This is a genomic window from Treponema bryantii (genome assembly GCF_900111035.1).
Classification (GTDB): Bacteria; Spirochaetota; Spirochaetia; order Treponematales; family Treponemataceae; genus Treponema_D; species Treponema_D bryantii_C.
In genome coordinates this window covers 76,642-100,221 of record NZ_FOFU01000011.1, presented here as the reverse complement: position 1 = coordinate 100,221, position 23,580 = coordinate 76,642, and the positions used below count along the sequence as shown (strand labels likewise).

Annotated in this window: 25 protein-coding genes; 21 read left to right on the top strand and 4 right to left on the bottom strand. The window is 35.0% G+C overall.

What is annotated here, in order from left to right:
• Positions 1 to 36 precede the first annotated feature (36 nt).
• The 10 genes from BMY21_RS14205 to BMY21_RS14160 all read left to right on the top strand — a co-directional run bounded on the left by BMY21_RS14205 (position 37) and on the right by BMY21_RS14160 (position 9,610).
• A complete protein-coding gene (locus tag BMY21_RS14205; RefSeq protein ID WP_074645325.1) occupies positions 37 to 753 on the top strand; it encodes a HEAT repeat domain-containing protein in 717 nt (238 codons plus the stop codon).
• Positions 754 to 847: 94 nt separating this feature from the next.
• A complete protein-coding gene (locus BMY21_RS14200) occupies positions 848 to 1,438 on the top strand; it encodes a Maf family protein (protein WP_074645323.1) in 591 nt (196 codons plus the stop codon).
• Positions 1,439 to 1,561: 123 nt separating this feature from the next.
• Positions 1,562 to 2,437 (top strand): 30S ribosomal protein S2, encoded by an 876-nt coding sequence (gene rpsB / locus BMY21_RS14195; protein ID WP_074645321.1) that lies wholly within the window; start codon positions 1,562 to 1,564, stop codon positions 2,435 to 2,437.
• Between the two features lie 3 nt (positions 2,438 to 2,440).
• Positions 2,441 to 3,274: a translation elongation factor Ts gene (gene tsf, locus BMY21_RS14190; protein WP_074645319.1), complete on the top strand. Its 834-nt coding sequence runs from the start codon at positions 2,441 to 2,443 to the stop codon at positions 3,272 to 3,274.
• Positions 3,275 to 3,372: 98 nt separating this feature from the next.
• Positions 3,373 to 3,915, top strand: coding sequence for a ribosome recycling factor (gene frr / locus BMY21_RS14185; RefSeq protein WP_074645317.1), 543 nt, complete (start codon positions 3,373 to 3,375; stop codon positions 3,913 to 3,915).
• Between the two features lie 11 nt (positions 3,916 to 3,926).
• Positions 3,927 to 4,652 (top strand): polyprenyl diphosphate synthase, encoded by a 726-nt coding sequence (uppS, locus tag BMY21_RS14180; protein ID WP_074645344.1) that lies wholly within the window; start codon positions 3,927 to 3,929, stop codon positions 4,650 to 4,652.
• Positions 4,653 to 4,654: 2 nt separating this feature from the next.
• Positions 4,655 to 5,491, top strand: coding sequence for a phosphatidate cytidylyltransferase (locus tag BMY21_RS14175; protein WP_074645315.1), 837 nt, complete (start codon positions 4,655 to 4,657; stop codon positions 5,489 to 5,491).
• A gap of 2 nt (positions 5,492 to 5,493) precedes the next feature.
• The gene (gene dxr, locus BMY21_RS14170) at positions 5,494 to 6,582 is read left to right on the top strand and encodes a 1-deoxy-D-xylulose-5-phosphate reductoisomerase (protein WP_074645313.1); all 1,089 of its coding nucleotides are present in this window, start codon (positions 5,494 to 5,496) and stop codon (positions 6,580 to 6,582) included.
• On the top strand, positions 6,579 to 7,682 hold the full coding sequence (locus BMY21_RS14165; RefSeq protein WP_074645312.1) for a M50 family metallopeptidase: 1,104 nt from the start codon (positions 6,579 to 6,581) through the stop codon (positions 7,680 to 7,682). Before dxr ends, BMY21_RS14165 begins: the two co-directional genes overlap by 4 nt.
• 20 nt (positions 7,683 to 7,702) lie before the next feature.
• Positions 7,703 to 9,610: a WD40 repeat domain-containing protein gene (locus BMY21_RS14160; RefSeq protein ID WP_074645310.1), complete on the top strand. Its 1,908-nt coding sequence runs from the start codon at positions 7,703 to 7,705 to the stop codon at positions 9,608 to 9,610.
• Here the strand turns inward: BMY21_RS14160 and BMY21_RS14155 are convergent.
• The 4 genes from BMY21_RS14155 to BMY21_RS14140 all read right to left on the bottom strand — a co-directional run bounded on the left by BMY21_RS14155 (position 9,607) and on the right by BMY21_RS14140 (position 14,096).
• Positions 9,607 to 11,097 (bottom strand): glycogen synthase, encoded by a 1,491-nt coding sequence (locus BMY21_RS14155; RefSeq protein WP_074645308.1) that lies wholly within the window; start codon positions 11,095 to 11,097, stop codon positions 9,607 to 9,609. The genes BMY21_RS14160 and BMY21_RS14155 overlap by 4 nt on opposite strands.
• A 79-nt stretch (positions 11,098 to 11,176) precedes the next feature.
• Positions 11,177 to 12,364, bottom strand: a complete 1,188-nt coding sequence (locus BMY21_RS14150) for a pyridoxal phosphate-dependent aminotransferase (protein ID WP_074645306.1) — start codon at positions 12,362 to 12,364, stop codon at positions 11,177 to 11,179.
• 38 nt (positions 12,365 to 12,402) lie between these two features.
• Complete coding sequence (gene rfbD, locus BMY21_RS14145) at positions 12,403 to 13,350, bottom strand: dTDP-4-dehydrorhamnose reductase (protein WP_074645304.1); 948 nt, start codon at positions 13,348 to 13,350, stop codon at positions 12,403 to 12,405.
• A 23-nt stretch (positions 13,351 to 13,373) separates the two neighbouring features.
• Positions 13,374 to 14,096: a DUF6675 family protein gene (locus tag BMY21_RS14140; protein WP_074645302.1), complete on the bottom strand. Its 723-nt coding sequence runs from the start codon at positions 14,094 to 14,096 to the stop codon at positions 13,374 to 13,376.
• A gap of 139 nt (positions 14,097 to 14,235) precedes the next feature.
• Here BMY21_RS14140 and BMY21_RS15890 point away from each other — a divergent pair, with 139 nt between their 5' ends.
• From BMY21_RS15890 to glf, 11 genes are all read left to right on the top strand, one after another.
• Positions 14,236 to 14,406: a hypothetical protein gene (locus tag BMY21_RS15890; RefSeq protein ID WP_177177768.1), complete on the top strand. Its 171-nt coding sequence runs from the start codon at positions 14,236 to 14,238 to the stop codon at positions 14,404 to 14,406.
• Positions 14,396 to 14,959, top strand: a complete 564-nt coding sequence (locus BMY21_RS14135) for a hypothetical protein (protein WP_074645300.1) — start codon at positions 14,396 to 14,398, stop codon at positions 14,957 to 14,959. Before BMY21_RS15890 ends, BMY21_RS14135 begins: the two co-directional genes overlap by 11 nt.
• A 20-nt stretch (positions 14,960 to 14,979) precedes the next feature.
• Positions 14,980 to 16,749, top strand: coding sequence for a capsule assembly Wzi family protein (locus BMY21_RS14130; protein WP_074645299.1), 1,770 nt, complete (start codon positions 14,980 to 14,982; stop codon positions 16,747 to 16,749).
• A gap of 113 nt (positions 16,750 to 16,862) precedes the next feature.
• The gene (locus BMY21_RS14125; protein WP_074645298.1) at positions 16,863 to 17,267 is read left to right on the top strand and encodes a sugar 3,4-ketoisomerase; all 405 of its coding nucleotides are present in this window, start codon (positions 16,863 to 16,865) and stop codon (positions 17,265 to 17,267) included.
• Positions 17,260 to 18,348, top strand: coding sequence for an acyltransferase family protein (locus BMY21_RS14120; RefSeq protein ID WP_074645296.1), 1,089 nt, complete (start codon positions 17,260 to 17,262; stop codon positions 18,346 to 18,348). The genes BMY21_RS14125 and BMY21_RS14120 overlap by 8 nt, the downstream gene beginning before the upstream one ends.
• A complete protein-coding gene (locus tag BMY21_RS16110; RefSeq protein WP_074645295.1) occupies positions 18,348 to 18,788 on the top strand; it encodes an acyltransferase in 441 nt (146 codons plus the stop codon). The genes BMY21_RS14120 and BMY21_RS16110 overlap by 1 nt, the downstream gene beginning before the upstream one ends.
• Before the next feature lie 51 nt (positions 18,789 to 18,839).
• Positions 18,840 to 19,475 (top strand): DUF3990 domain-containing protein, encoded by a 636-nt coding sequence (locus BMY21_RS14110; protein WP_074645293.1) that lies wholly within the window; start codon positions 18,840 to 18,842, stop codon positions 19,473 to 19,475.
• Positions 19,456 to 19,884: a hypothetical protein gene (locus tag BMY21_RS14105; RefSeq protein WP_083379883.1), complete on the top strand. Its 429-nt coding sequence runs from the start codon at positions 19,456 to 19,458 to the stop codon at positions 19,882 to 19,884. Before BMY21_RS14110 ends, BMY21_RS14105 begins: the two co-directional genes overlap by 20 nt.
• Before the next feature lie 10 nt (positions 19,885 to 19,894).
• On the top strand, positions 19,895 to 20,995 hold the full coding sequence (locus BMY21_RS14100) for a DegT/DnrJ/EryC1/StrS family aminotransferase (protein ID WP_074645291.1): 1,101 nt from the start codon (positions 19,895 to 19,897) through the stop codon (positions 20,993 to 20,995).
• A 20-nt stretch (positions 20,996 to 21,015) separates the two neighbouring features.
• Entirely contained in the window at positions 21,016 to 22,467 is a 1,452-nt protein-coding gene (locus BMY21_RS14095; protein WP_074645289.1) for a flippase, read from the top strand.
• Positions 22,457 to 23,575, top strand: a complete 1,119-nt coding sequence (gene glf, locus BMY21_RS14090) for a UDP-galactopyranose mutase (protein WP_074645287.1) — start codon at positions 22,457 to 22,459, stop codon at positions 23,573 to 23,575. Before BMY21_RS14095 ends, glf begins: the two co-directional genes overlap by 11 nt.
• Positions 23,576 to 23,580: the final 5 nt, after the last annotated feature.

Genomic DNA, 23,580 nt, shown 5'->3' with positions numbered 1-23,580 from the left:
ATATTAGGTCTATGACCAATTACGGAGGAATTTTTAATGAAACTTTCTAGAAAAGTTCTTATTGCATCTGCAATGATGTTCGCATGTGGCTTTGCTTTTGCTCAGGAAAAAGAAACATCTGTTGAAAGCGAATACCTTAATGATGTTGATGGCGATATCATTATGACACTCGCTGACTCAGATGAATATGATAATAAACTTGTAGCACTTCAATACCTTCAGGCTGCACTTGATGATGGTAATACTTCTGATGCTGTGATTCAGGCACTTGATCGACTTGCTGGCGAAGGTCTTACAACACAGTCTCGTACAAACGGACGTCTTAATAACAACTTCCCAGAAATCCGCCGTGAAGCATGTAAGCTTATGGCAAAAGTTCCTACCGAACATTCTAAGAATATGTTAGTTTCAATTGCTGTTGCAGATAATGAGCCAATGGTAATTGCAGCTGCTGTAAAATCTCTTGGTGAAATCGGAATCAATGAAAATGATGAAACTGTTGATGCAATCGCTTTTGCTAACCGTCGTAATCAGGTTTTGAATCCAACAAGTTCACTTGCACTTGAAGTTCTTAATGCTTTCGAAATGCTTGCTGATAAAACAGAAAATAAAAAGACTATGATTGATGCTGTTGCACGTATTTCAACAGACTATCACTATGTAACTCCTGTAAGACAGAAGGCATACAAGCTTTTGAAGACACTCTCAAGCAACTCAGATTCTAAAAAATCAAACAGTTCTGATGCAAAATAATTTTGCAATAGAATTCTAATATTTAAAAAGGGCTTCCGAAAGGCAGCTCTTTTTTTAACATAAAAAAAGTAATTACAATAACGTCGGAGCAAATATGGAACCATTTATCCTCGCCTCATCTTCACCACGCAGACAGGAAATCTTAAAAATGCTTAAGATTCCATTTAGAGTTATCATTCCAAATATTGATGAAACACTAACTTCTGCAATTGAAAAAGAACAAATACCAGAATTACTTGCACAGGAAAAAGTTTCTGCTGTAATTCGTTCTCTGCCGGTTGGTCAGGAAATTCAGTGGATTCTCGGAGCAGATACAGTTATTCTCTTTAATGACAAGATTATTGGAAAACCAGAGAATCATGACCAGGCTGTAGAATATCTTTCTGCACTTCAGGGAAATACTCATACAGTTTTAACTGCAATTGTTCTTTATAACGGCCGTGAAAAGAAAACAATTTCTCGCCTTTGCAAAACCAACGTTACTTTTGCTCCAATGACTAATGAAGAAATTGAATGGTATGTAGAAACTGGTGAATGGCATGGAGCTGCCGGCGGATATAGAATCCAGAGTCTTGCATCCTGCTTTATCTCAAAGATTGAAGGCTCTTATTCCGGAGCGGTCGGCTTGCCTATTTTTGAGCTTTACGATATATTGAAACAAGAAGGATATTCTTTATTAGAATAGACTTCGAAATATAAACAGTCCGTAGGACTGTAAATCTTCCGGTCACATTTGTGATTCGAGAAATAGAGTTTGGTGGTGAATGTGCTGTAAAGCATTTGTAATTCACCCGTGAAGGAGTTAATCATGGCAGTAGTAACCATGAAGAACCTGTTGGAATCTGGAGTACACTTCGGACATCAGGTAAAACGCTGGGATCCACGTATGAAGAAGTACATCTTCGCAGAACGCAATGGTATCCACATTATCGACTTGCAGAAGACAATCGCTGCAATCAAAGACGGCTATGATGAAGTACGTAGAGTTACTGCATCTGGCAAATCTATCCTCTTCGTAGGAACTAAAAAACAGGCACAGCAGGCTGTACAGAAAGAAGCTGAACGCTGTGGTATGTTCTATGTAAACAACCGCTGGCTTGGTGGTATGCTTACAAACTTCGCTACAATCAAAAAATCACTTCAGCGCCTCAAGAAAATCGAAAAGATGGAAATTGACGGCACATTCGATAATCTTACAAAGAAAGAAGTAGCTGCTCTCCAGAAGGAAAAGGCAAAGCTTGAAAAGAACCTCGGTGGTATTAAAGAAATGAAGGAACTCCCAGGAGCTCTCTTCGTAATCGATACACACAAGGAACAGCTTGCAGTTGCAGAAGCACGCAGAATGGGTATCCCAATCATCGCTGTTGTTGATACAAACTGTAACCCAGAAGGTATCGACTACCCTATTCCAGGTAACGATGACGCTATCCGCGCTATTTCTTTGTTCACTTCAATCATTGCTAACGCTGTAATTGAATCTGACAATGAAGCTGGTCTTAAGATTCTTGAGAACCTTAATGACGAAGATGATGTTCAGACTGACGCTTCTACACGTACAGAAGATCAGGAAATCGTTGATTACTCAAACTATCAGCCAACTGAACCAAAAGAAGAAGATGTTGAAGCAGACGAAAAAGAAAGCCTTGCTGACGACGTTGACGAAGACAAAATTTATAAGGACTAATATATGGCAATCACAGCAGCTGACGTAAAGGCACTTCGCGAAGCAACTGGTGCCGGAATGATGGAATGTAAAAAAGCCCTTACAGAATGTAACGGCGACATGGCAGAAGCCGAAAAATATCTTAAGGAAAAGGGACTTGCAGCTATGGCTAAACGCGCTGAGCGTGCTACAACTGAAGGTCGTCTTTTCATCCGCCAGAACGGCAATAAAATTGCAGTTGTTGAACTTACCTGCGAAACAGACTTCGTAGCAAACAACGCTGACTTTATCGCTGTAGGCGAAAAGCTTCTCGACGTAACTTTCGAAAAGGGTTACACAAAGGTTGAGGCTGATCACGAAGCTATCCTTGAACCACTCAAGGTATCTATCCGTGAAAACATGAAGGTTGCAAAGGTTGAAGTAATTGATGTACCTGCTGATGCATCTGCTTCATTCTACGTACACTCAGACAAGAAAACTGGTGCTGTAGTTGTAGTTAAGGGTTCTACTGCAGATGTAGTAAAGACTTTTGCTTATGACTGCTGTCTCCACATTGCAGCTTTCACACCAGCTTACACATCAAAGAAAGATGTTCCAGAATCTTATGTTGCTGAACAGAAGGAAATCTTCAAGGCACAGATGGATCAGGACGAAAAGATGGCTGGTAAGCCTGAGAACGTTAAGGAAGGAATTCTTCAGGGTAAGATTAACAAGCACCTTGCAGAAATCTGTTTCGAAGACCAGATGTTCGTAAAGGACGACAAGAAAACTGTAACAGCAAAACTTGCAGAAGTTGGAAAGGAAGCTGGTGCTACACTCAGCTTTGCTACAGCAAAACTTTTTGTTCTTGGTAAGTAAATAAACCACCGTCATTGCGAGCGAAGCGAAGCAATCCATTTAACAGATTGCTTCGTCGCTTCGCTCCTCGCAATGACGAGTTTCTAGGAGGAAAAAAAATGGCAGACATTGAAGAAAGAATGGAAAAAACAATCGCTTCTTTGAAGGATTCTTTTAACACAATCAGAACTGGACGCGCTAATGCCGCAATTTTTGATAAGGTTCGTGTTGATTATTACGGAACAAAATCACCTTTGAATCAGGTTGCTACAATTGCAATTCCTGAAGCACGTTCTGTCATCATCACTCCTTTTGACAAATCACTTATTTCTGAAATTGAAAAGGCTATTCAGGTAGCTGATCTTGGATTGAACCCATCAAACGATGGTAAGGTAATCCGCATTGCAATTCCTGCTCTTACTGCAGACCGCCGTAAGGAACTTGTAAAGCAGGCTAAAACAGTTGCAGAAAACTCAAGAACTGCAATCCGTAACATCCGCCGCGACGGAAACGATGAGCTCAAAAAGCAGCAGAAAGACGGAGAGCTCACAGAAGACGGACTTAAAACTGAAACAGACAAGCTTCAGAAGCTTACAGATAAATACATCGATGAAATCAACAAGATTTACGATGCAAAAGAAAAGGACATAATGCAGAACTAATGCAGGCAATTATGGCTTTGGATAAGGAAAATCTTCCGCTGCATGTTGCCATTACTATGGACGGCAACGGAAGATGGGCTCAGGCAAAAAAACTTCCACGCACTTCTGGTCACGATGAAGGACTTCGCACCGCAAAAAGAATTGTAAAGGCTGCAAGAGACATCGGAATTAAGTATCTTACACTTTATGTATTTTCAACTGAAAACTGGAAGCGCGCTGAACAGGAAGTTGGATTCCTGATGAACCTTATCCACACTCACCTTTGTGCAGAACTTGCTTTTTATAAAGAAAACGGAATAAGAGTTCGACATATCGGTAATTTTGAAGCATTACCGGCAAGTATTCAAAAAGATATCAAACAGGCAATGGACGATACAGCAGACTTTAAGGGTATGACTGTAAATCTTGCCATCAACTACGGCGGCCGTGACGAAATAATCCGCGGCATCAAAAAAATCATAGAAAATAAAGTATCTCCCGACCAACTGGATGAAAAAACTTTCTCCAGCTATCTCGATATGCCCGAATGTCCGGATGTCGATGTTCTTATCAGAACTGGTGGGGAACAGCGTTTAAGCAACTATCTGTTATGGCATGTTGCTTATGCTGAACAAATATATACAGACACACTCTGGCCTGATTATTCAAACGAAGAGTTCTATTCACATATAGAAGCCTTCCAGCATAGAAACAGACGTTTCGGTGCCGAAAAACCGGCCTCTAAAAAAGGAAAATAATTATGAGCAAAGTTGCAAAAAGACTTTTGACATTTTTTATAGGAATCCCACTTGTACTTGCAATTGTATTTTGTGACTGGTTGAATCACCTGCCTTTGCAGATTACCATTGGAATCTTTGCAGTATTAGGCGCAAATGAGTTTTACAACATGCTGTCTAAAAAAGGTATAGTACTTTTTAATCGTGAAGTAGTTTTGATTGGCACTGCCCTCCTTCCATTTTCTTGTTATACCTTTATTTTATCAGGTCTTTCACTTGATATTACACCATGGCTGTTCATTTCTTTAGTGATTCTTTTGATGGGTTTTGAATGCTTTACTGCAAAGTCTTTTGAAAACTCACTTTCTAAAATTGCCTATACAACACTTACCTTCTTCTACACAGGCTTCCTTCTTACATTCCTTTCAAGAATGACAATCCTTCCAGATTCAAAAATAATCATAAGTTTGTTTTTGATTTTTGTTTTCATGTGTGATTCTTTTGCATGGTTCTTTGGAATCCTTTTTGGAAAATCAACACGAGGATTTGTTGCAGCAAGTCCAAATAAAAGTCTTGTAGGTTTTATTGGCGGAATTATCGGTTCTTTGGGTTGTGGTTTTGTTCTTAAATATTTCTTCCCAGTTGCAATTTCAATCAGCAATTTAAATCTTGTAATTCTTGGTATCATTACTTCAGTTTCTGCAATTATTGGTGATTTGATTGAATCTGTTTTCAAACGTTCCTGCGATATTAAAGACAGTGGTAATTTAATTCCTGGCCGTGGTGGAGTTCTTGATTCAATTGACTCAGTTGTAATCGCAGCTCCAATTTTCTATATTGGATATAACTTCCTGTTCTAATTATGAAAAGAGTTCTAGTTCTTGGCTGTACTGGCTCAATAGGAACCAGTACACTCGATATTATCAATAATATGGGTTCTGATTTTTGTGTATGCGGACTTCAGGCTCACTCAAACAAAAATAAACTTACTGAACTTTCAGCAAACTACAAATGCTCTTCACTTCTTTCCTGTGAAGACAATTCTGCAGAAGCTTTTCAAAAGCTTATAGATGAATCAAAACCAGATATCGTAGTAAACGGAATTGCCGGAGCTGCAGGACTCGTTCCTTCAAAAGTTGTACTTGAAAACGGAATTGATCTTGCTCTCGCAAATAAAGAGACAATTGTAATGTCAGGTCCTCTTATTAAAGAGCTTGCACGTACTAAAGGGGCTCAACTTCTTCCTGTTGATTCAGAACATTCTGCAATCTTCAATCTTACTCAGAGAATTGGAATGAATAACATCTCTAAGATTGTGATTACAGCAAGCGGCGGTCCTTTCCGTACATATACAAAAGAACAGCTCGAAAACGTAACACTTGAACAGGCACTTAAACATCCTACCTGGAATATGGGAAAGAAAATCACAATTGATTCTTCGACACTTGCAAATAAGGGACTTGAAGTTATTGAAGCTGCTTTTCTTTTTGATGTAACAGCAGATCAGATTCAGGTTGTTGTACATCCGCAGAGCCTTATTCATTCCCTGGTACGAACAAATGACGGCGAACTTTACGCACAGATTTCTGAACCGGATATGAAGCATCCGATTTTATGTGCCCTCAACTGGCCGGAAAACAAGGCTTGTTACATGGAACAATTTGATTTGTTTGATAAAGAGATGACTTTTTACAAACCTAGAATGGATGATTTCCCGCTTCTATCATACGCTTTTGAATGTGTAAAAAAAGGCAACTGTTATCCTATAGCTTTTAACGCAGCTAATGAAGTTGCGGTACATGCTTTTATAGACGGAAAAATTACATACCCAGCTATTTCAAGAATTGTTCGTTCTGTACTTGATAATGACTGGAATACTAAACTAGATTCATTTGATACTGTATTTGAAGCAGATAAAAAAGCACGTACATTTGCATCGGAGCAGCTATGAAATGGCTTTACGGAATTCTCTGTCTGTTCTTTTTAATTGTATTTCATGAATTCGGCCACTTTATTGCAGCAAAACTTTTTGGTGTAAAAGTTGAAAGTTTTTCAATTGGCTTCGGTCCTGTTTTATTACATAGAACTGTACGTGGAACAGATTACCGTTTATCTTTAATTCCTCTTGGCGGCTACTGCGGCATGAAGGGAGAAAAAGATTTCCAGAAGGCTCTTGAAGAAAAGCTGCCTCAGGTTGGCGGAGATGCGGATTCTCTTTATGGCATTCATCCTTTTAAGAGAGCTTTAATTGGTTTTGCAGGTCCTTTCTTTAATTTTATTTTTGCAGTAATTGCCTGTGCATTTATAAATAGAATCGGATACACCTATTATACTTATTCAAATAAGATTTTAATAAATGATAATGTAACCTCTTCTGCAGCAAGAGATGCAGGAATTATTTCCGGAGATCAGATAATCAGTATCAATGGAAAAACCATTGAAGATTTTTCTGATCTTGTTGAAGAAGTCTCAATGAGACCAGATGAAGACCTTCTTATACGTGTTTTACGAGATGGAAAAGAGCTTGAGTTAACAGTTCACACAGAACTCGATAAATCAACAGGTTCTGGTAAACTCGGTGTAGCAGCAGATACATCTGATGTACTTGAAAAAGAATCTCCACGATATGGATTCTTTGGTGCAATAGGACACGGTTTTATTGATGCCATCAAAACAGCAGCCTTAACAATCAAAAGCATTGGTATTTTATTTAAGGGTGTTGATATGGATAATGCTGTGAGCGGTCCTGCGCGTGTTACAGAAATGCTTGGAAGTACTGTAAAAGACGGCTTTTCAGAAGGATTTAGAGTTGGTTTTGTAAGCCTTATGAGCCTTATGTCTGTAATCAGCATTTCTCTTTTTATTATGAATCTTCTGCCTATTCCAATTTTGGATGGCGGACTCATTCTTATTGCTTTTATTGAAATTATAATAAGACGCCGTATAAATCCTCGCATTCAATATTATGTGCAGTTTATCGGTCTGGCATTCATTGCTTTACTATTTATCATTGGCGTAAAGGGTGATATTCTATATTTTATAAAAAAATAATTCAGGAGTTTTGAACCGTTATGAAAAAGTTTTTTTCTTTGATTGCTTCAGCTTTTTTGATTTTCTCTGTTTCAGCACAATCTCATATTTCAACCCAATCTCATCAGGCTCAGGTAACTCAGGTTGCTCCGGTTTCTGCCAGAGGAACTGATGGTTCATATTACACAGCTTCTGATGATGGCTTTGTTATTAAATGGACTTTCGACGGACAGGGTGAACACTATCAGTTCTCTGATGTTGCAATTAAACTGTTTGCAGTTTCTCCAGATGGAAATGAAATTGCCCTTTATGAAACAGACGGTGGTTCAATTAACCGCATTACAGTCTGGGACTGGAAAACTCTTTCGAGAAAATATCTGAAGAAGTTTTCTGATTCAATTACATCACTCTCCTACTCTTCAAAAGGAAATTATCTTATTGCAGGAACAGCTACTGTAGACGGTGCCGTATTTATCAGAACACAGGGCTGGCAGATTGTAGATAAAATTAAAGCAAATACAGGAATTGTAAGTTATATTCATACAAGTGCTTCAGAAAAGACCTGTGCATTCTATTCTCCTTCGGGAAATCTTTCTTTTTATGATTTTACAACCGGAAAATTGAAACAGAAGATGCAGATTGTAAAAGGACTTTCTCAAACTGTAATGTATAATGAAAACCGTTATTTTGCAGGAATCAGAGACGGTTCAATTTATATTACAGCAGCAGGAAAAACAATTGCATCTGTAACAGCAAATAATCCGATTATTATTTCAACAGAATCTGATTACAACCTTTATTATCTTGAAACTGATGGCCGTGGAAACTACGAAGTAAAAATGCTCGAAAGCCTTGAAGATAACAAGGTTTCAAATCCACGTCTTGTAAAATCGCTTAAAGGTCCGCGTGGCTCAGCAGTAATCACCGCGGCTGTAAAAGATGCTACAAACATTTACTTTGGAAGCAAAACAGGTTCCGTTTATAAAAGTGAAGTTGAAGCAACTATTACAACAAACACAATGGTAGAAATGACAGAAAATACATATTCAAAGATTTATGGAATGGCACCTGCTGAAAATGATTTCTACTTCCTTACTACAAATGCAATTTACCGCTCTTCTTATGATACAGGTGTAATCTCAAGGCTTTCATCAACATCAGGAGAAACAGATATTATTTCTTATAAAGATAATTCTGTAATTCTCTGGAGTCAGTCAGAAAAGACTCCAATTAAACTTTTAAATCTTGATACAAAAACTCCTTCAGTTCTCTTCACTCCAAAAAACAGTGTTCAGAAAGTACGACTTTGCAGTGTAGATGGAAAAGATTATCTTATTGAAATTGAAAGTAACAGTGTTGTAAATCTTTATGATATTCAGACTGGTACTCTTTCTGAAGTTTATTCTGGAACAGGTATTCAAGATGCTGTTTATATGAACAATAAACTCGTTTATATTGCCAAGTCTGCTGCAACAAATCCACAGACACCACTGCTTACAGTAAATCCTGAGACAATGGAAACAGTACCGATCAGCATTAAGGGTAACGTTACCTACGCACTAAGTACAGATGGTAAAACAATTTATGGTCTTTACATTGTTTCTGATGAGACAGGCCGCAATACTTATGTATTCTCTTATAATGTTTATACAAAGCAGATGACAAATATTTTGAAGTTTGCAGAAGAAGATGCAGAAGCATTTACTTATCTGAATGGAAATACTCTGTTTACAAATATCGGACGTAATAAGGTTTACTGCTATAATCTTTCTACAAAGAAAAGATTTGCTTATAACCGCTCAGCTTCTATTCCTAAAACACTTTGTTTGAACAGCCGTCGTGCGGTTATTTTGAACTCTAATGGTAGTATTTCTTGGTGCGGAACTTCTGATTCTAAATTGCTTGCAGACTGGTATCTTACTAAAGATGACCAGTGGTACGAGTTCTAACGCCAGTCGGCAGTGTTAATTCCACAGCCACGCCACAGAGCATCAGAATATATTCCTACATAATTTTGAGCGCTTGTGTCCCAGCTGAAGTTTTTCTTCATACCGCGTACCTGCATTTTTTTGATGTGATCTTTTTTATTGTAGTATGCCCATACAGCCCAGCCAGTTGTGTCGTAAACTGCACCTGGAGTCAGATTATCAAACAGGAAGCCGGTTCCATCTCCACTAAACTCATTGTACTGCTCTACTGTGTCTGCAAGACCACCAGTACGGCGTACAATTGGAAGAGTTCCATAAAGCATTGAGTACATCTGATTAAGACCACATGGCTCATAGCGTGAAGGCATTAAGAAGAAGTCAGAACCTGCTTCAATCAGATGGCTAAGGCTTTCATCATATCCAATGTAAGCACGAAGATTCGGAAGTTTTGACTGAAGGGAATTGATTTCGTCTTCACACCATTTTTCACCGCTTCCCAGAATTGCAAACTGTACATCCATATTTGCACAGATGCTGTAAATGCTTCCGTAAGATGGAGCAAATACTTCTGCAATACCCTTCTGATCTGCAAGACGGGTTACAATACCAATAACTGGAACATCTTTTTTTACAGGAAGTCCCATTCGCTTCTGAAGAGCTTCTTTACATTTAGCCTTACCACTAAGATCTTTATAATCAAAATTAGCAGGAAGAAGTTTATCTGTTTTTGGATTCCAGGTTTCGAGATCACAGCCGTTGAGGACACCTCGAACAACATCTGAGCGTACACGCAGCAAGCCATCGAGGCCGAAGCCACCTTCTACACTCTGCATTTCGCCAGCATAAGTTGGAGAAACAGTTGTAATCATATCTGCACAGGAAATACCAGCCTGTAAGAGGTTGATACTTCCGTTACGTTCAAAACCACCGCCGTAATAAAGATTCCAGTCCAATCCAAGAGCCGGGAAAGAATCTTTACTATACCAGCCCTGATAGCCCAGGTTGTGAATTGTAAGGACAGAGGCAGTATGAGCAAAATAGCCGTTACGGCAAACATGCTTCAAAAGTACAGGAACAAGACAACAGAACCAGTCGTGGGCATGCATAATGTCCGGATACCAGCCAAGCAGACGACAGAGCTGGAAAGCACCGTGGCACAAAACAGCAGAACGGTATGGATTATCATGGAAATCAGGCTCAGCCTTAGTTCCATAAATACCGTCGCGTCCGAAACACTGCTCGTGATCAATAAAGTAAACAGGAACATCAGTTCCGGGAAGAGGAGCTTCATAAACCTTTACCCAGGTTTCTATGGTTCCAGCGGCAACAGCAAGAGGAGCCTCAATGGCCTTAAGTTTGCTGCGGTCTATCTTATAGTAACGAGGCATAACGATACGAACATCATGTCCCTGTTTTCTAAGATTTATTGCAAGTGCTGAAACGGCGTCTGCAAGTCCACCGGTTTTAGCAAAAGGAACTGTTTCCGAAGTAACCATCAAAATTTTCATATAAACTCCTGAGTAAGGCCGCTGGCGGCCGGTGATAAATAGCAAAGCGTTAAAAAAATTGCGAAAGCAATTTTTAGCTTTACCCTTCAATTACTGCTTTCTTAAAAGCCTCTTTACTATTCAATATTGACTGTTCAGAACAGCAGTAAGCGATTCTGAACCAGCCTTTGCCTGCGAATCCGCTTCCTGGAGCGCAGAGAATATTGTATTTTTTCAGATGATTTGTGAAGGCCATATCATCATCATTCCATTTATCAGGACATTTTACCCAGAGGTAGAAAGCACCTTCTGGTTTTGCATATTTGAGGCCGGCATAATCCATAACCTCGCAGATTTCTTTCATGCGCTTTTCGTATGTAGAAAAATCACATTCTGCATCCCAGCTTTTTGCAATAACCTTCTGGAAAAAGGCCGGGCAGTTTACAAAGCCAAGGACGCGTGTACAGAAAATTGCAGCTGCAATAAAATCAGCTTTTTCAGGACAGGCAGGATTTACACAAACATAACCTACACGCTCACCTGGAACACTGAGATTCTTTGCAAACGAAGTTGCAATTACAGAATATTCATATTTATCAAAAACTGTAGCAACTTTTTTTCCATAAGTAATGTCGCGGTAAGGTTCATCACAAATCAGATATGGATAACGGCCTGTTTTTGCACCAAACTCTTTAAGCATATCTGTAAGCGCAACCAAATCAGCTTCATCATAAATACGACCACTTGGATTGTTAGGTGAATTAATAAGAACTGCAGCAGTTTTTGAACCAAGAGCTGCCTTTATAGCATCAACATCAAGAGAAAAATCTTCTTTAGTTTTTACAGGAACAACAACGCCCTCGTGATTATGAACATAATTATTATATTCAGCAAAATAAGGACAAGGAATAACAATTTCCTCACCAGGGTTCAAAAGTGACTTAAGGACAACATTAAGTGCACCACCGGCTCCAACTTCCATAACAACACAGTCTGCAGTAACAGGAACACCCTGCTCTTTTGCAGTTTTAACAGCCATTGCGGCACGGGTTTCAGGATATCCGGCATTCGGCATATAACCGTGGCGGAGGTGGGTTGTATCTGCAGCTACTTCTCGAACTGCATCAACTACTTTCTGCGGGGGGTCAAGGTCGGGGTTTCCGATACTGAAATCATAAACTTTATCTGCACCGTATTTCTGCTTAAGAATGGCGCCCTCTTCAAACATCTTGCGGATCACACCGTTGGATGGGCTTTCAACAATATCTTTAACTTTCTTTGAAATCATAAAGATATTATACCACAGATTTTGGAGACTTGCAAAAGTTATGGATTAAATCTGTCGCTCTTAATGAATTTCTCGAGGCTGTTCTGCCATTCAGGAATCTTGAGCTTAAGACTCTTGGAGATTTTATCCTTGCTTAGAACAGAATAAGCCGGGCGCTGAACTTTTGCTCCGTATTCTTCTGTTGTACAAGGATTTACAGTACATTCCTGTTTTATGCGGCCGAATTTACGTCCAAGACGGTAAATCTCGCAGGCAAATTCATACCAGTTTGTCTGACCTGCATTTGTAAAGTGATAGATTCCATATGCAGGAGCACTGTTTTTTCCAAAGAATGATTTAGCATTATCACTTTTATCGATAAAACGGAGAATTACAGAAGCCAGGTCTGGCGCATAAGTTGGAGTACCTTTCTGATCATTTACTACGCGGATCTGATCATGACTGTTCATAAGCTTTGTCATAGTGTATACAAAATTTTTGCCATCAAAACCATAAAGCCATGCAGTACGGATAATGTAATAAGTGTTCATTTCCTTCATGATAGCATCTTCACCGGCAGCTTTAGTTTTACCGTAAACTCCAAGAGGAGCCTTTGGAAGGTCTTCTGTGTATGGAGCAGTTCCCTGGCCATCAAAAACATAATCAGTTGAAATATGAATCAGTTTAGCACCAATAGAACGTGCAACGCGGGCAATATTAAGAGGACCAGTTGCATTAAGTTTCTCTGCAAGTTCAGGTTCTTCTTCTGCTTTGTCTACATTTGTATACGCAGAACAGTTAATAATCCACTGGATTTTTCTGTCTGCTTTACGTAAATCAGAAGGGAAATATGCGGCTGTTTCGATTTTATTGGTAAAATCAATAAGTGCCTGTGGATCAGTAATATCAACCTCGCGGTCTGTACCAATCCATGGAAGTTTTTTTTCATCAAGCTGCTTTGCAACCTCACTACCAAGCATACCTTTGCAACCGATTAACCAGATCATTTTCCCCTTCCTCTTTTCTTGTATTAAAACTTCTTAAATATAAATGAACAGAAAGTATTTATTCTGTTGATGAATGATGTTTGAATTCGTTCTGTAAAGAATGGAACACGAGGTGCATTTACACCACCAATTCCATAAAGTACCCAGTTATCTCCATCGCGGAACAAAAGGATACAGATTTTCATTTTACGTGGCCAGATACAATCGAACTTATCAAGATAACGAAGCTTGTTTGTATTAACTGCAGAATAAAGGATAGAATCTGCCCCGCGAGTGAGTTCAATATCTTCCTGAACTATGTCAAAAGGCTCCATCAAAAGGTCTGCACGAATTGTTTTACCGTCGGCACGTTCAATAGTCTCTTTGATTTCTGCAGAATCATAAAGATTCCACCATGCATCATGACGAACTGAATAATATGGAATACCTGCATATTCAGGAACATTATTCAAAATAGCTTCAAGCCGCTGTGGAAGATCTTCATTTCCTTTATAAGGCTTAATCTGGATTACTTCTGCAAGATATTTAGGATTCAAATCATGTATTTCTGTAAGAAGCTTATCTCCAAGAGTAACTTCACCCTTTTTGAGGCAAACAAATTTTTCGTAATTAATGTTTTTGATTAAAATTTCACCAGTTGCAATCTTAGCCCGCTCTTCATCCGTAAGCTTACTGTTAAAAGGATCTGCAAATACAGCTGCAACAAGAGTAATCAAAAGTAATGCTGAACAAAGTAATTTCTTCATATTTGTCCTCCTATTATAATTTAAAACACGTAAACTTGCAATTCAGTACACTTTTTTGGTAGAAATATTATTTTAATCTTTAGAAACTTGACGATAAAATATTTGTATAGTATATTTATTTTAAATAAGGAGGTAGCAGATGCATAAACAGAATGTAGTTGGTATTGTTTTTCGCGGTCCGGAAGGAAAGAAAGCTATCATGCAGATTATGCGTGCTAAAGCTCCTAAGCCAGATCCTAATCTCGAAAAGCGCATGAAAGCATTCCAGGAAGCTGCAAGCAAGGAAGGCTTCTTTAAGAATGCAAGATAATACATTTTATTTAGACGAGCTTACTCAAGATACATTTAGTTATGAACTCAAAACTTTTCGTTCTCAACATGATGAAGTTCAATTAGAAAAGTATTTAAAGAATTATTCAAAAAAACATGTAGAGAAAAAAGTTAATAAAATTTATCTAATTCGATCAACCAAAACTCATCAAATTGCAGCCTGGTTTGGATTAAAAACTGCTACATTACCATATAATGATATGGGAGATTCTTTTTTAATTCCTGCTATTGAATTAACTCACTTTGCCGTAGATGAACGTTATAAGAAAGCTGACAATTCCTCTGATTTTATGCGAACTGGTGAATTCATTTTCTGGAATTATATACTCCCAATTGTACAAGATGTTTCACAAAAAGTTGCATGTAAAGCACTATTCGTTTTTGCAATAGACACACCAAAACTAATTAAATATTATAAAGAAACATTACAATTTAGAGAAATAACAAACACAAATGAAAAACAGTTTTTCGAATATGCAGTTCCAGATTATGATGAAGACTGCAAGTTTTTATATTTTCCTCTAAATGAATAAAATATTTAAACGAGAATACAATGACTAAAGCAAAAAAACATTTCTTTTTTACTATTCTTTTACTGACTTCATTTCTGCTCAATGCTCAAGAATCCCTCAAAAGCATAGAAGAAGATTATTATGATTTCTTATCCCTCACCGGAGTTGTAAAACGCCCTACCCTGGGCTACCGGACCTTAAGCGACAGCGTCTGGAACTTTAAAGACGTAGAATCCTTCGAAGAAAACGAAGACGGTACATTCACAAAAGTCCGCACTCCAGGCGAAGAAAGCGCAAAACACCTCTGGAAAAATAACAACCTTGGAACAACTTATACACTGTGGGAGCCGGCAGCTACGGCAGACAACTGGTTTACCCGCGGCCTTAAACAGGGAATTACCGCCCGCATTTACGGACCTGAATGGTTCAACAGTTACAACAGCGCCGCCCCTTATGGACAAAATGACGGCGGATTATGGCAGGGACGCGGCTATAATACGGCGCTTACTGCGGGCTTGAGACTTGAAGGATATGGATTTGAGTTGACTTTTAAACCGCAGATTAGCTGGAGTCAGAATAAGGAGTTTGAATATATTCAACCAAATTATTCTGGAGAAGCTTTTAAGGATAAAGCAGATACCTATGGATATTATGGAGTTCGTTCTATAGATGCTCCACAAAGATTTGGTGATACATCATTCTGGAATTATGATTGGGGTGATACCGAACTCAGATATTCATGGAAAACTTTTACGGTTGGTTTTGGAACTCAGGCTATATGGCTAGGACCTGCAAAATTAAATCCAATTATTCATTCAAATAATGCTGCTTCTTATCCAAAAATTGATTTTGGTTTACGAAAGACAAATCTTATTATGCCTTATTTTGGCTGGGATTTAGGTTCTATTGAATTCCGCGGATGGTGGGGAAAATTATCTGAAAGTGACTGGTTTGATAATGATGATAAAAATAATCACAATCTAATAAGTGGTTTTTCAATTAATTATGAATTTCCATATATATTTAAGGGCTTATCCTTTGGATTTAATAGAATAATGTTATCGAAATGGAATAATATTAATCCTTATTCATTATTTCGCATTTATATACCTAATATGGATGGAAATTCAGATTCTGCTGATCAGCGTTTTTCAGCAACAGTCTCATATTTATTACCAAAAATTGGTATGGAAGTTTATTTCGAATGGGCAAGAAATGATTTTAGTCCTAATATAGATTACATTATAAGATACCCATTTCATACACAAGCATGGTCAATTGGAGCTCAAAAGACTTTTCATTTTTCAAACCACTACAGTATTAAACTTCTATTAGAAGTATCTTTCTTAGAAAATTCAGCAGATTATGATAGATTAATAGATTGGTATACCACTTTCTATTGTCATGGAGAAATACTGCAAGGGCATACAAACAGAGGACAATGGTTAGGTGCAGGTATAGGCACAGGTGGTAATAGTCAATATTTAGGAATAGAATTCTTATATCCAAGCGGTTCATTTACATTATTCGTACAACGTAGAAACCCAGATTTAGATTATACAATGTATATCGATTCTAGAAAACAAAGCGAAGATTATAGTAATAAGAAATGGACTGCAGAAGCCAATATTAGAGCAAATTTTGATTTTGGTATGAATTATACTTTTTTTGCTACTCAAGATTTAATCATGAAATTAAACTTTGTATTCAATGATGAACATAATCCATTAAATTATAATCCATATTATGGTAAGCATTCTTCACACCGACTGAATTTTGTTTTTGGATTGAATATTCATTATATATTTTAAATCTAATCAATTAATATGATTATTTAATTAAATTAAAATTTTTATAAAAAATATAAAAAATAGACATTAAACATTTAATATGTTAATATTTTAAATAATGGCAGGAAATACAAATGAACTATAAATTAATAGATATGCCAGTTCATGGCGATAAACGCGGTAAACTTGTTGCTATTGAAGCATTAAAAGATATTCCATTTGAAATCAAACGTGTCTATTATATGTTTGATACCCTTCCAAACGAATCTCGTGGTTTTCATGCACATAAAGACCTTGAACAAATAATTATTGCTATGGATGGTGCCTGTCGTTTTATTCTTGATGATGGAGAAAGACGAGAACAGGTTTTACTAAATAGGCCTGATGTTGGATTGTATATAGGAAAGAACATGTGGCGAGAAATGCATGATTTTTCTTATGGTTGTAAACTTGTTGTTCTTGCTAGTGAACACTATGATGAAAAAGAATATATTCGAAATTATGATGAATTTTTAAAAGGTTTAAAAAACAATGACTAATAAGTCTTTTCAAAGATATTCGAATTTTGAATTATTAAGATTAATTCTTATAACATTTGTAATAATTTTGCATTATAATGGATTTGTTTGTAATATTCTTACATTAACAGAAGATTCTTCTTTATTAATAAAATATACAACAAGACTTGGAGAATCTTTTTCAATATGTGCAGTTAATACATTTGTTATTTTATCAGGATATTTTTTATGTAACAAAACTGTTGTTTCCATAAAAAAAATATTTAATATTTTTATTCCTGTAATATTTTATTCTGTTTTTATATATTTAATAAAAATATTAGTTGGAATTAATAACTTTTCTTTTCATCCCTTTATTGGCAGTTTCATTCCACGTAATTATTATGCATGGTTTTATTGTACAGTTTTTATTTTATCACCATTCTTAAATCTAATAACTAAACAATTAAGTGTAAAAGAATATAATATTTTTATATTAATCATATTAATTCTTTTTTCTATTATTCCAACATTAGAAGATTTTATTTGTGATACATTAAATATTTCAACATCTGGAATTTCTCCTATTTCTTTACTTGGTAATTCAAATGGATACACTCTTATAAACTTTATTCTTTGTTATTTCATTGGATCATCAATAAAAAAATTTAATCCTAATATATCAATTCTTAATTCACTTATATGTTATATTTTTTTAAGTATAATTATTCTTTTGGAAACAAAATATAATTCATCTCACTCATTTGATTATTGTAATATATTTATAATTTTGCAAAGTTTTTTCTTATTTTGTTTTTTTAAGAATATAAGTTTTTATAGTAAATCAATAAATTTTTTATCAAAAAGTGTATGGGGCATCTTTTTAATACATGATACTATATTAGGATATTTCTCAAGCTTTTTTAATCTTCAATACATTGCAAAATCAAACTTGCTAATTTTTTTATTTTATTCTCTTTTTTTTATTATTCTAACTTTTATAACATCTATTATTTTTGATAGAATTTTTGATTTACTACTAAAACCTATTTATTTTCTTATAAATAAAAATCGAGTTTTTTCAGTAGATATTTGTGCAAATAAAGCAAGTGAGGAATTATAATGATTCATAATTTATCCGACTGTAAAGCAAAAATCCCTGAATCTACAAATATTTGGCAATTCTGTGTTATTTTTCCAAATGCGAAAATTGGAGAAAACTGTAATATTTGTGCAAATTCATTAGTCGAGAATGATGTAATTATTGGAAATAATGTAACAATAAAAAGTGGTGTTCAATTATGGGATGGCATTACACTGGAAGACAATGTATTTATAGGTCCAAATGCAACTTTTACAAATGATTTATACCCACGTTCCAAAAATCCAGATTGGAAATTACAACGAACAATTATAAAAAAAGGGGCCAGTATAGGTGCTAATGCTACCATTTTATGTGGTATTACAATTGGTGAAAATGCAATGATTGGAGCTGGAAGTGTTGTAACAAAAGATGTTCCAGCAGGAGAAACCTGGATTGGAAATCCAGCTCATAAAATTTAATACTTTTAATTCCCTTGACGTTATAAGTTTAGTTATTTAAAATATTCTAATATGATTTCAAATCAACGAATAAAATTATTTCATGGTTCAAAAAACGGTCTCAATGATAAAATCCAGCCTATAAGCAGATCTTTATGCGATTTTGGTAAAGGTTTTTATATGGGAACAGAACAAGAACAACCTTTAACTTTGATTTGTAATTATGAAAATGCAACTCTTTATGAATTAGAATTAAATACTAGTAATTTAACTATAAAAGAAATCCCATTAAATCTTGACTGGGCTCTATTTGTAGCCTTTAATAGAGGACGATTAAATAAAGATAGTGCACCCCAATTGTATAAAAATTATGAATCATACAAAAATCAGATTGATGTCTTTAAAGGTTATATAGCAAATGACAGAATGTTTGTTGTACTAGACAGATTCTTTGATGGAGCGATTACTGATGTTGCTCTTGTTGAAAGTCTTTCAGCATTAAAACTTGGCATTCAATATGTTGCAATAACCCAAAAAGCATGTGATTCAATCCGAGTTATAAATGAACATAAATTAACAGCGGAACAGAAAAATCAGTTGATTATAAAAAGTGAAGAAAACAGAAAAACTGGAATCTCTCTTGCAGATGAGATTTGCAAACAATATCGCAGGGAGGGAAAATATTTCGATGAAATTATCAATGAATAATCTTCATACACTCTCTCAATTCGAACGCCAACTTTGTGCAGTACAAGGAAAAATGTTTGAACTTTCTGCAAAAAAAAATCTTTCAAGTCAGGAATTCATAGATTTTTATATGCAAAGTAAAACTGCAAGTTTTTTTGATTTATCTTATGACAGAACTCAATGGATGGGAGAAGAAAATTTACTTTACGATGTAATGGAAGAAAAACCAGATCTTAAAACCGGAACAACGTATGATACAGAATCACTTTTTTGGATTGGATATACTTATCGTTACTGGCATTTTTTAACCAAACAAGATAGTAGAACAATATCATTAAGGTGTAATGCACAAATGATGCATGCTCTTTATCCAGCATATCATACATTAGATTGCTCACAAGCGATTGAACGAATTTTAGAAGCAAAATAGAGGAAAATAAATGCAAGTACCTTTTTTAAGTTTAAAAGATGTGACAAATAAATATAGAGATGAAATCCACGAAGCAGCATTACGAGTTATAGACAGTGGCTGGTATCTTCAGGGAAAAGAAAATGAAAAGTTTGAAACTGACTATGCACATTACATTGGCACAAAATATTGTATAGGTTGCGCTAATGGATTAGATGCACTCATATGGATTTTCCGCGCATACATTGAACTTGGAATAATGAAACCAGGGGATGAAGTTATTGTTCCAGCTAATACTTATATTGCTACAATTTTATCTATAACAGAAAATGGACTTATTCCAGTTTTAGTAGAACCGAATATAAATACATATCAAATTGATGATTCTTTAATTGAATCAAAAATTACAGCTAAAACAAAAGCTATTATAATAGTTCACTTATACGGACGGTGTGCATATACAGATAAGATTGGTGAACTTTGTAAAAAATATAATCTTAAACTTATTGAAGACAATGCACAGGCGCATGGATGCATGTTCAATGGTAAAAAAACTGGTTCTATTGGTGATGCCGCTGGACACAGTTTTTATCCAGGTAAAAATCTTGGTGCATTAGGTGATGCAGGTGCTGTTACAACAAACGACGTAGAGCTTGCAAAAGCGATTCATAGCCTTGCAAACTATGGCAGTCAGAAGAAATATGTATTCCAGTATTGCGGTAGAAATAGCCGCTTAGACGAAATTCAGGCCGCAATTCTTGATGTAAAACTCAGACATCTTGATGAAGATGTAGCCTTAAGAAAATCTGTTGCAAAGAAATATATTGAAGGAATTAAAAATCCAAAGATTGTTCTTCCTAAGATTTCAGATTGGAATCAGCATGTTTTCCACCTGTTCCCAATTCTATGTGAACAACGTGATGAGCTTCAGAAATATTTGGAATCAAATGGTATTGGAACAAATATTCACTACCCTATTCCTCCTCATAAGCAGGAATGTTATAAAAAATGGAATTCAATTTGTTTGCCTATGACAGAAAAAATTCATGCTCAAGAATTGAGTTTACCTATGAGTCCATGTTTAACAGATGAACAAGTAAACTATATAATTGATACAATAAATAACTATTAATCTTTTGGATTTTTTTTAATATGTTGTTTAAGAACAAAAATAATTTAAAACTTAATGCCACAATAAATTCAATTAGAGCAATATTAGGATTAATATTCCCTCTAATTACTTTTCCTTATTCAAGTCGAATCCTTGGTCCGGTTAGTTTAGGAAAAGTAAATTTTTCTCAATCTATTGTTAATTATTTTGCAATAATAGCAGCTCTTGGAATTTCAACTTATGGAATAAGAGAAGCTGCAAAAATAAAAGATAATAAAATAAAACTGACACAATTATTTAAAGAAATCTTTACAATTAATATAATATCTACTATAAGTGCATATCTATTATTATTCATTTCAATTTTTTTAATACCAAAATTCCATGAATATCGTAATTTAATAATAATTTTTAGTTGTTCTTTACTCTTTACTACAATAGGAGTTGAATGGCTGTATACAGCACTAGAAGAATTTATATATATTGCTTTACGTTCTTTTATTTTTCAAATCTTAAGCATGATTCTTCTTTTTTCATTTGTAAAATCAAGTGATGATATATTAATATATGCTGGAATTGCAGTTTTTTCATCAGTAGGATCAAACATTTGTAATTTTGTTCATTTAAGGAAATATATAATTATTAACCAAAAAATTAAACTTGAAATAAAAAAACACATAAAACCTATTTTCATTTTATTCTCTATGACTGTTGCAATAAGTATTTATACCTTATTAGATACAAGTATGTTAGGTTTCTTATCAAATGATGAACAAGTAGGCTTTTATAGTGCAGCTACTAAAATTAATAAATTGGTTGTATCTGTTATAGCATCTGCTCTTACAGTATTGTTACCTCGCTTATCCTATTATATTTCTAAGAAAGACAACGATAGCTTCACATCTCTTTTATCAAAATCTTTTAATGTAACTATTCTTTTAGCTTTACCATGCACCATAGGACTTTCATTAGTTGCAAAACCTACTATTTTACTTTTCTGTGGTTTAAAATATTCAGATGCAATTCCTGTAATGAAAATTATGAATCCAATTATCTTGGCTATTTCTATCAGCAATTTAATTGGTGTGCAAATGTTTATGCCATTAGGAAAAGAAAAAATTACTTTATATTCTGTTCTTATTGGAGCTGTTTCTAACTTTATTCTGAATTATATTTTAATTCCTATTTATGGAGCATTAGGAGCAGCAATTGCAACCTTAACAGCTGAATCATCAGTAACAATTTTCCAGTTTATTTTTGCACGCAAATATTTTATCTGGAATAAAATACTTCCAAATATTTTTCAAAGCATTATAGCAACTATATTTATGTCAATTGTAGTATTCTTTGTTTCAGAAACATTACAAAATTCAATTTCAAGTTTATTTATTTCTATTATTATTGGAATTATAATTTATGGAACAGTATTGATTCTTTTTAGAAATACACTTTTAATGGATTTACTACAAAAGAGGAAAAAAAATGAAATATGATTATCTTATAGTTGGTTCTGGTTTATATGGAGCTACATTTGCATACCTAGCAAAACAGCATGGTAAAAAATGTTTAGTAATTGATAAAAGAAAACATCTTGGTGGAAATATTTATTGTGAAAATATAGACGGTATTCATGTACACAAATATGGTGCTCATATATTTCACACCTCAAATAAAGATGTTTGGAATTTTGTAAATTCTTTTGTACCATTTAATCGCTATACAAATTCTCCCGTTGCAAATTATAAAGGGGAACTATATAATCTTCCATTCAACATGAATACATTTTATCAAATGTGGCATGTAAGAACACCTGAGGAAGCAATTAAAAAGATTGAAGAACAAAAAAAAGAAGCTGTATGTTTGTTACATGGAAGAGATCCTGCAAATCTAGAAGAACAAGCATTAACTTTAGTAGGTCGTGATATTTATGAAAAACTTATTAAAGGTTACACAGAAAAACAATGGGGAAGAAAATGTACAGAACTGCCCTCTTTTATTATAAAACGTATTCCAGTTCGATTTACTTTTGATAATAACTATTTCAATGATACTTATCAAGGAATTCCAATAGGTGGATATAATAAACTTATTGAGGCTTTATTAGACGGAATTGAAACAAAAGTAAATACAGATTTTTTTGAAAATAGAAATTATTTTGAAAACATCGCTAAGAAAATAGTTTTTACAGGAAAAATTGATGAATTTTTTGATTATCAATATGGAAAACTTGAATATCGTACAGTTCGTTTTGAGACAGAAAAATTAGCAATTCAGAATTATCAGGGCAATGCCGTTATAAATTATACAGAAGCAGAAATCCCTTATACCCGTATAATTGAACATAAACATTTTGAACCTGAAAATCCAACATATAATAATCCTATTACAATTATCACACGTGAGTACTCTACAGAATGGAAAGATGGAATGGAACCATTTTACCCTGTTAATAATTCAAAAAATAATGATTTATATAAAAAATATAAATTACTTGCTGAAGCTTCTAAGAATATTATTTTTGGTGGACGTTTAGCAGAATATAAATATTATGATATGGATGATGTTATAAGCAATGTTTTATCTATTGAAAACGATATTTAGGAGAA

Coding starts and splice junctions, on each gene's coding strand:
- BMY21_RS14205 (WP_074645325.1), top strand. CDS start 37: ATGAAACTTTCTAGAAAAGTTCTTATTGCATCTGCAATGATGTTCGCA.
- BMY21_RS14200 (WP_074645323.1), top strand. CDS start 848: ATGGAACCATTTATCCTCGCCTCATCTTCACCACGCAGACAGGAAATC.
- rpsB (WP_074645321.1), top strand. CDS start 1,562: ATGGCAGTAGTAACCATGAAGAACCTGTTGGAATCTGGAGTACACTTC.
- tsf (WP_074645319.1), top strand. CDS start 2,441: ATGGCAATCACAGCAGCTGACGTAAAGGCACTTCGCGAAGCAACTGGT.
- frr (WP_074645317.1), top strand. CDS start 3,373: ATGGCAGACATTGAAGAAAGAATGGAAAAAACAATCGCTTCTTTGAAG.
- uppS (WP_074645344.1), top strand. CDS start 3,927: ATGGCTTTGGATAAGGAAAATCTTCCGCTGCATGTTGCCATTACTATG.
- BMY21_RS14175 (WP_074645315.1), top strand. CDS start 4,655: ATGAGCAAAGTTGCAAAAAGACTTTTGACATTTTTTATAGGAATCCCA.
- dxr (WP_074645313.1), top strand. CDS start 5,494: ATGAAAAGAGTTCTAGTTCTTGGCTGTACTGGCTCAATAGGAACCAGT.
- BMY21_RS14165 (WP_074645312.1), top strand. CDS start 6,579: ATGAAATGGCTTTACGGAATTCTCTGTCTGTTCTTTTTAATTGTATTT.
- BMY21_RS14160 (WP_074645310.1), top strand. CDS start 7,703: ATGAAAAAGTTTTTTTCTTTGATTGCTTCAGCTTTTTTGATTTTCTCT.
- BMY21_RS14155 (WP_074645308.1), bottom strand. CDS start 11,097: ATGAAAATTTTGATGGTTACTTCGGAAACAGTTCCTTTTGCTAAAACC.
- BMY21_RS14150 (WP_074645306.1), bottom strand. CDS start 12,364: ATGATTTCAAAGAAAGTTAAAGATATTGTTGAAAGCCCATCCAACGGT.
- rfbD (WP_074645304.1), bottom strand. CDS start 13,350: ATGATCTGGTTAATCGGTTGCAAAGGTATGCTTGGTAGTGAGGTTGCA.
- BMY21_RS14140 (WP_074645302.1), bottom strand. CDS start 14,096: ATGAAGAAATTACTTTGTTCAGCATTACTTTTGATTACTCTTGTTGCA.
- BMY21_RS15890 (WP_177177768.1), top strand. CDS start 14,236: ATGCATAAACAGAATGTAGTTGGTATTGTTTTTCGCGGTCCGGAAGGA.
- BMY21_RS14135 (WP_074645300.1), top strand. CDS start 14,396: ATGCAAGATAATACATTTTATTTAGACGAGCTTACTCAAGATACATTT.
- BMY21_RS14130 (WP_074645299.1), top strand. CDS start 14,980: ATGACTAAAGCAAAAAAACATTTCTTTTTTACTATTCTTTTACTGACT.
- BMY21_RS14125 (WP_074645298.1), top strand. CDS start 16,863: ATGAACTATAAATTAATAGATATGCCAGTTCATGGCGATAAACGCGGT.
- BMY21_RS14120 (WP_074645296.1), top strand. CDS start 17,260: ATGACTAATAAGTCTTTTCAAAGATATTCGAATTTTGAATTATTAAGA.
- BMY21_RS16110 (WP_074645295.1), top strand. CDS start 18,348: ATGATTCATAATTTATCCGACTGTAAAGCAAAAATCCCTGAATCTACA.
- BMY21_RS14110 (WP_074645293.1), top strand. CDS start 18,840: ATGATTTCAAATCAACGAATAAAATTATTTCATGGTTCAAAAAACGGT.
- BMY21_RS14105 (WP_083379883.1), top strand. CDS start 19,456: ATGAAATTATCAATGAATAATCTTCATACACTCTCTCAATTCGAACGC.
- BMY21_RS14100 (WP_074645291.1), top strand. CDS start 19,895: ATGCAAGTACCTTTTTTAAGTTTAAAAGATGTGACAAATAAATATAGA.
- BMY21_RS14095 (WP_074645289.1), top strand. CDS start 21,016: ATGTTGTTTAAGAACAAAAATAATTTAAAACTTAATGCCACAATAAAT.
- glf (WP_074645287.1), top strand. CDS start 22,457: ATGAAATATGATTATCTTATAGTTGGTTCTGGTTTATATGGAGCTACA.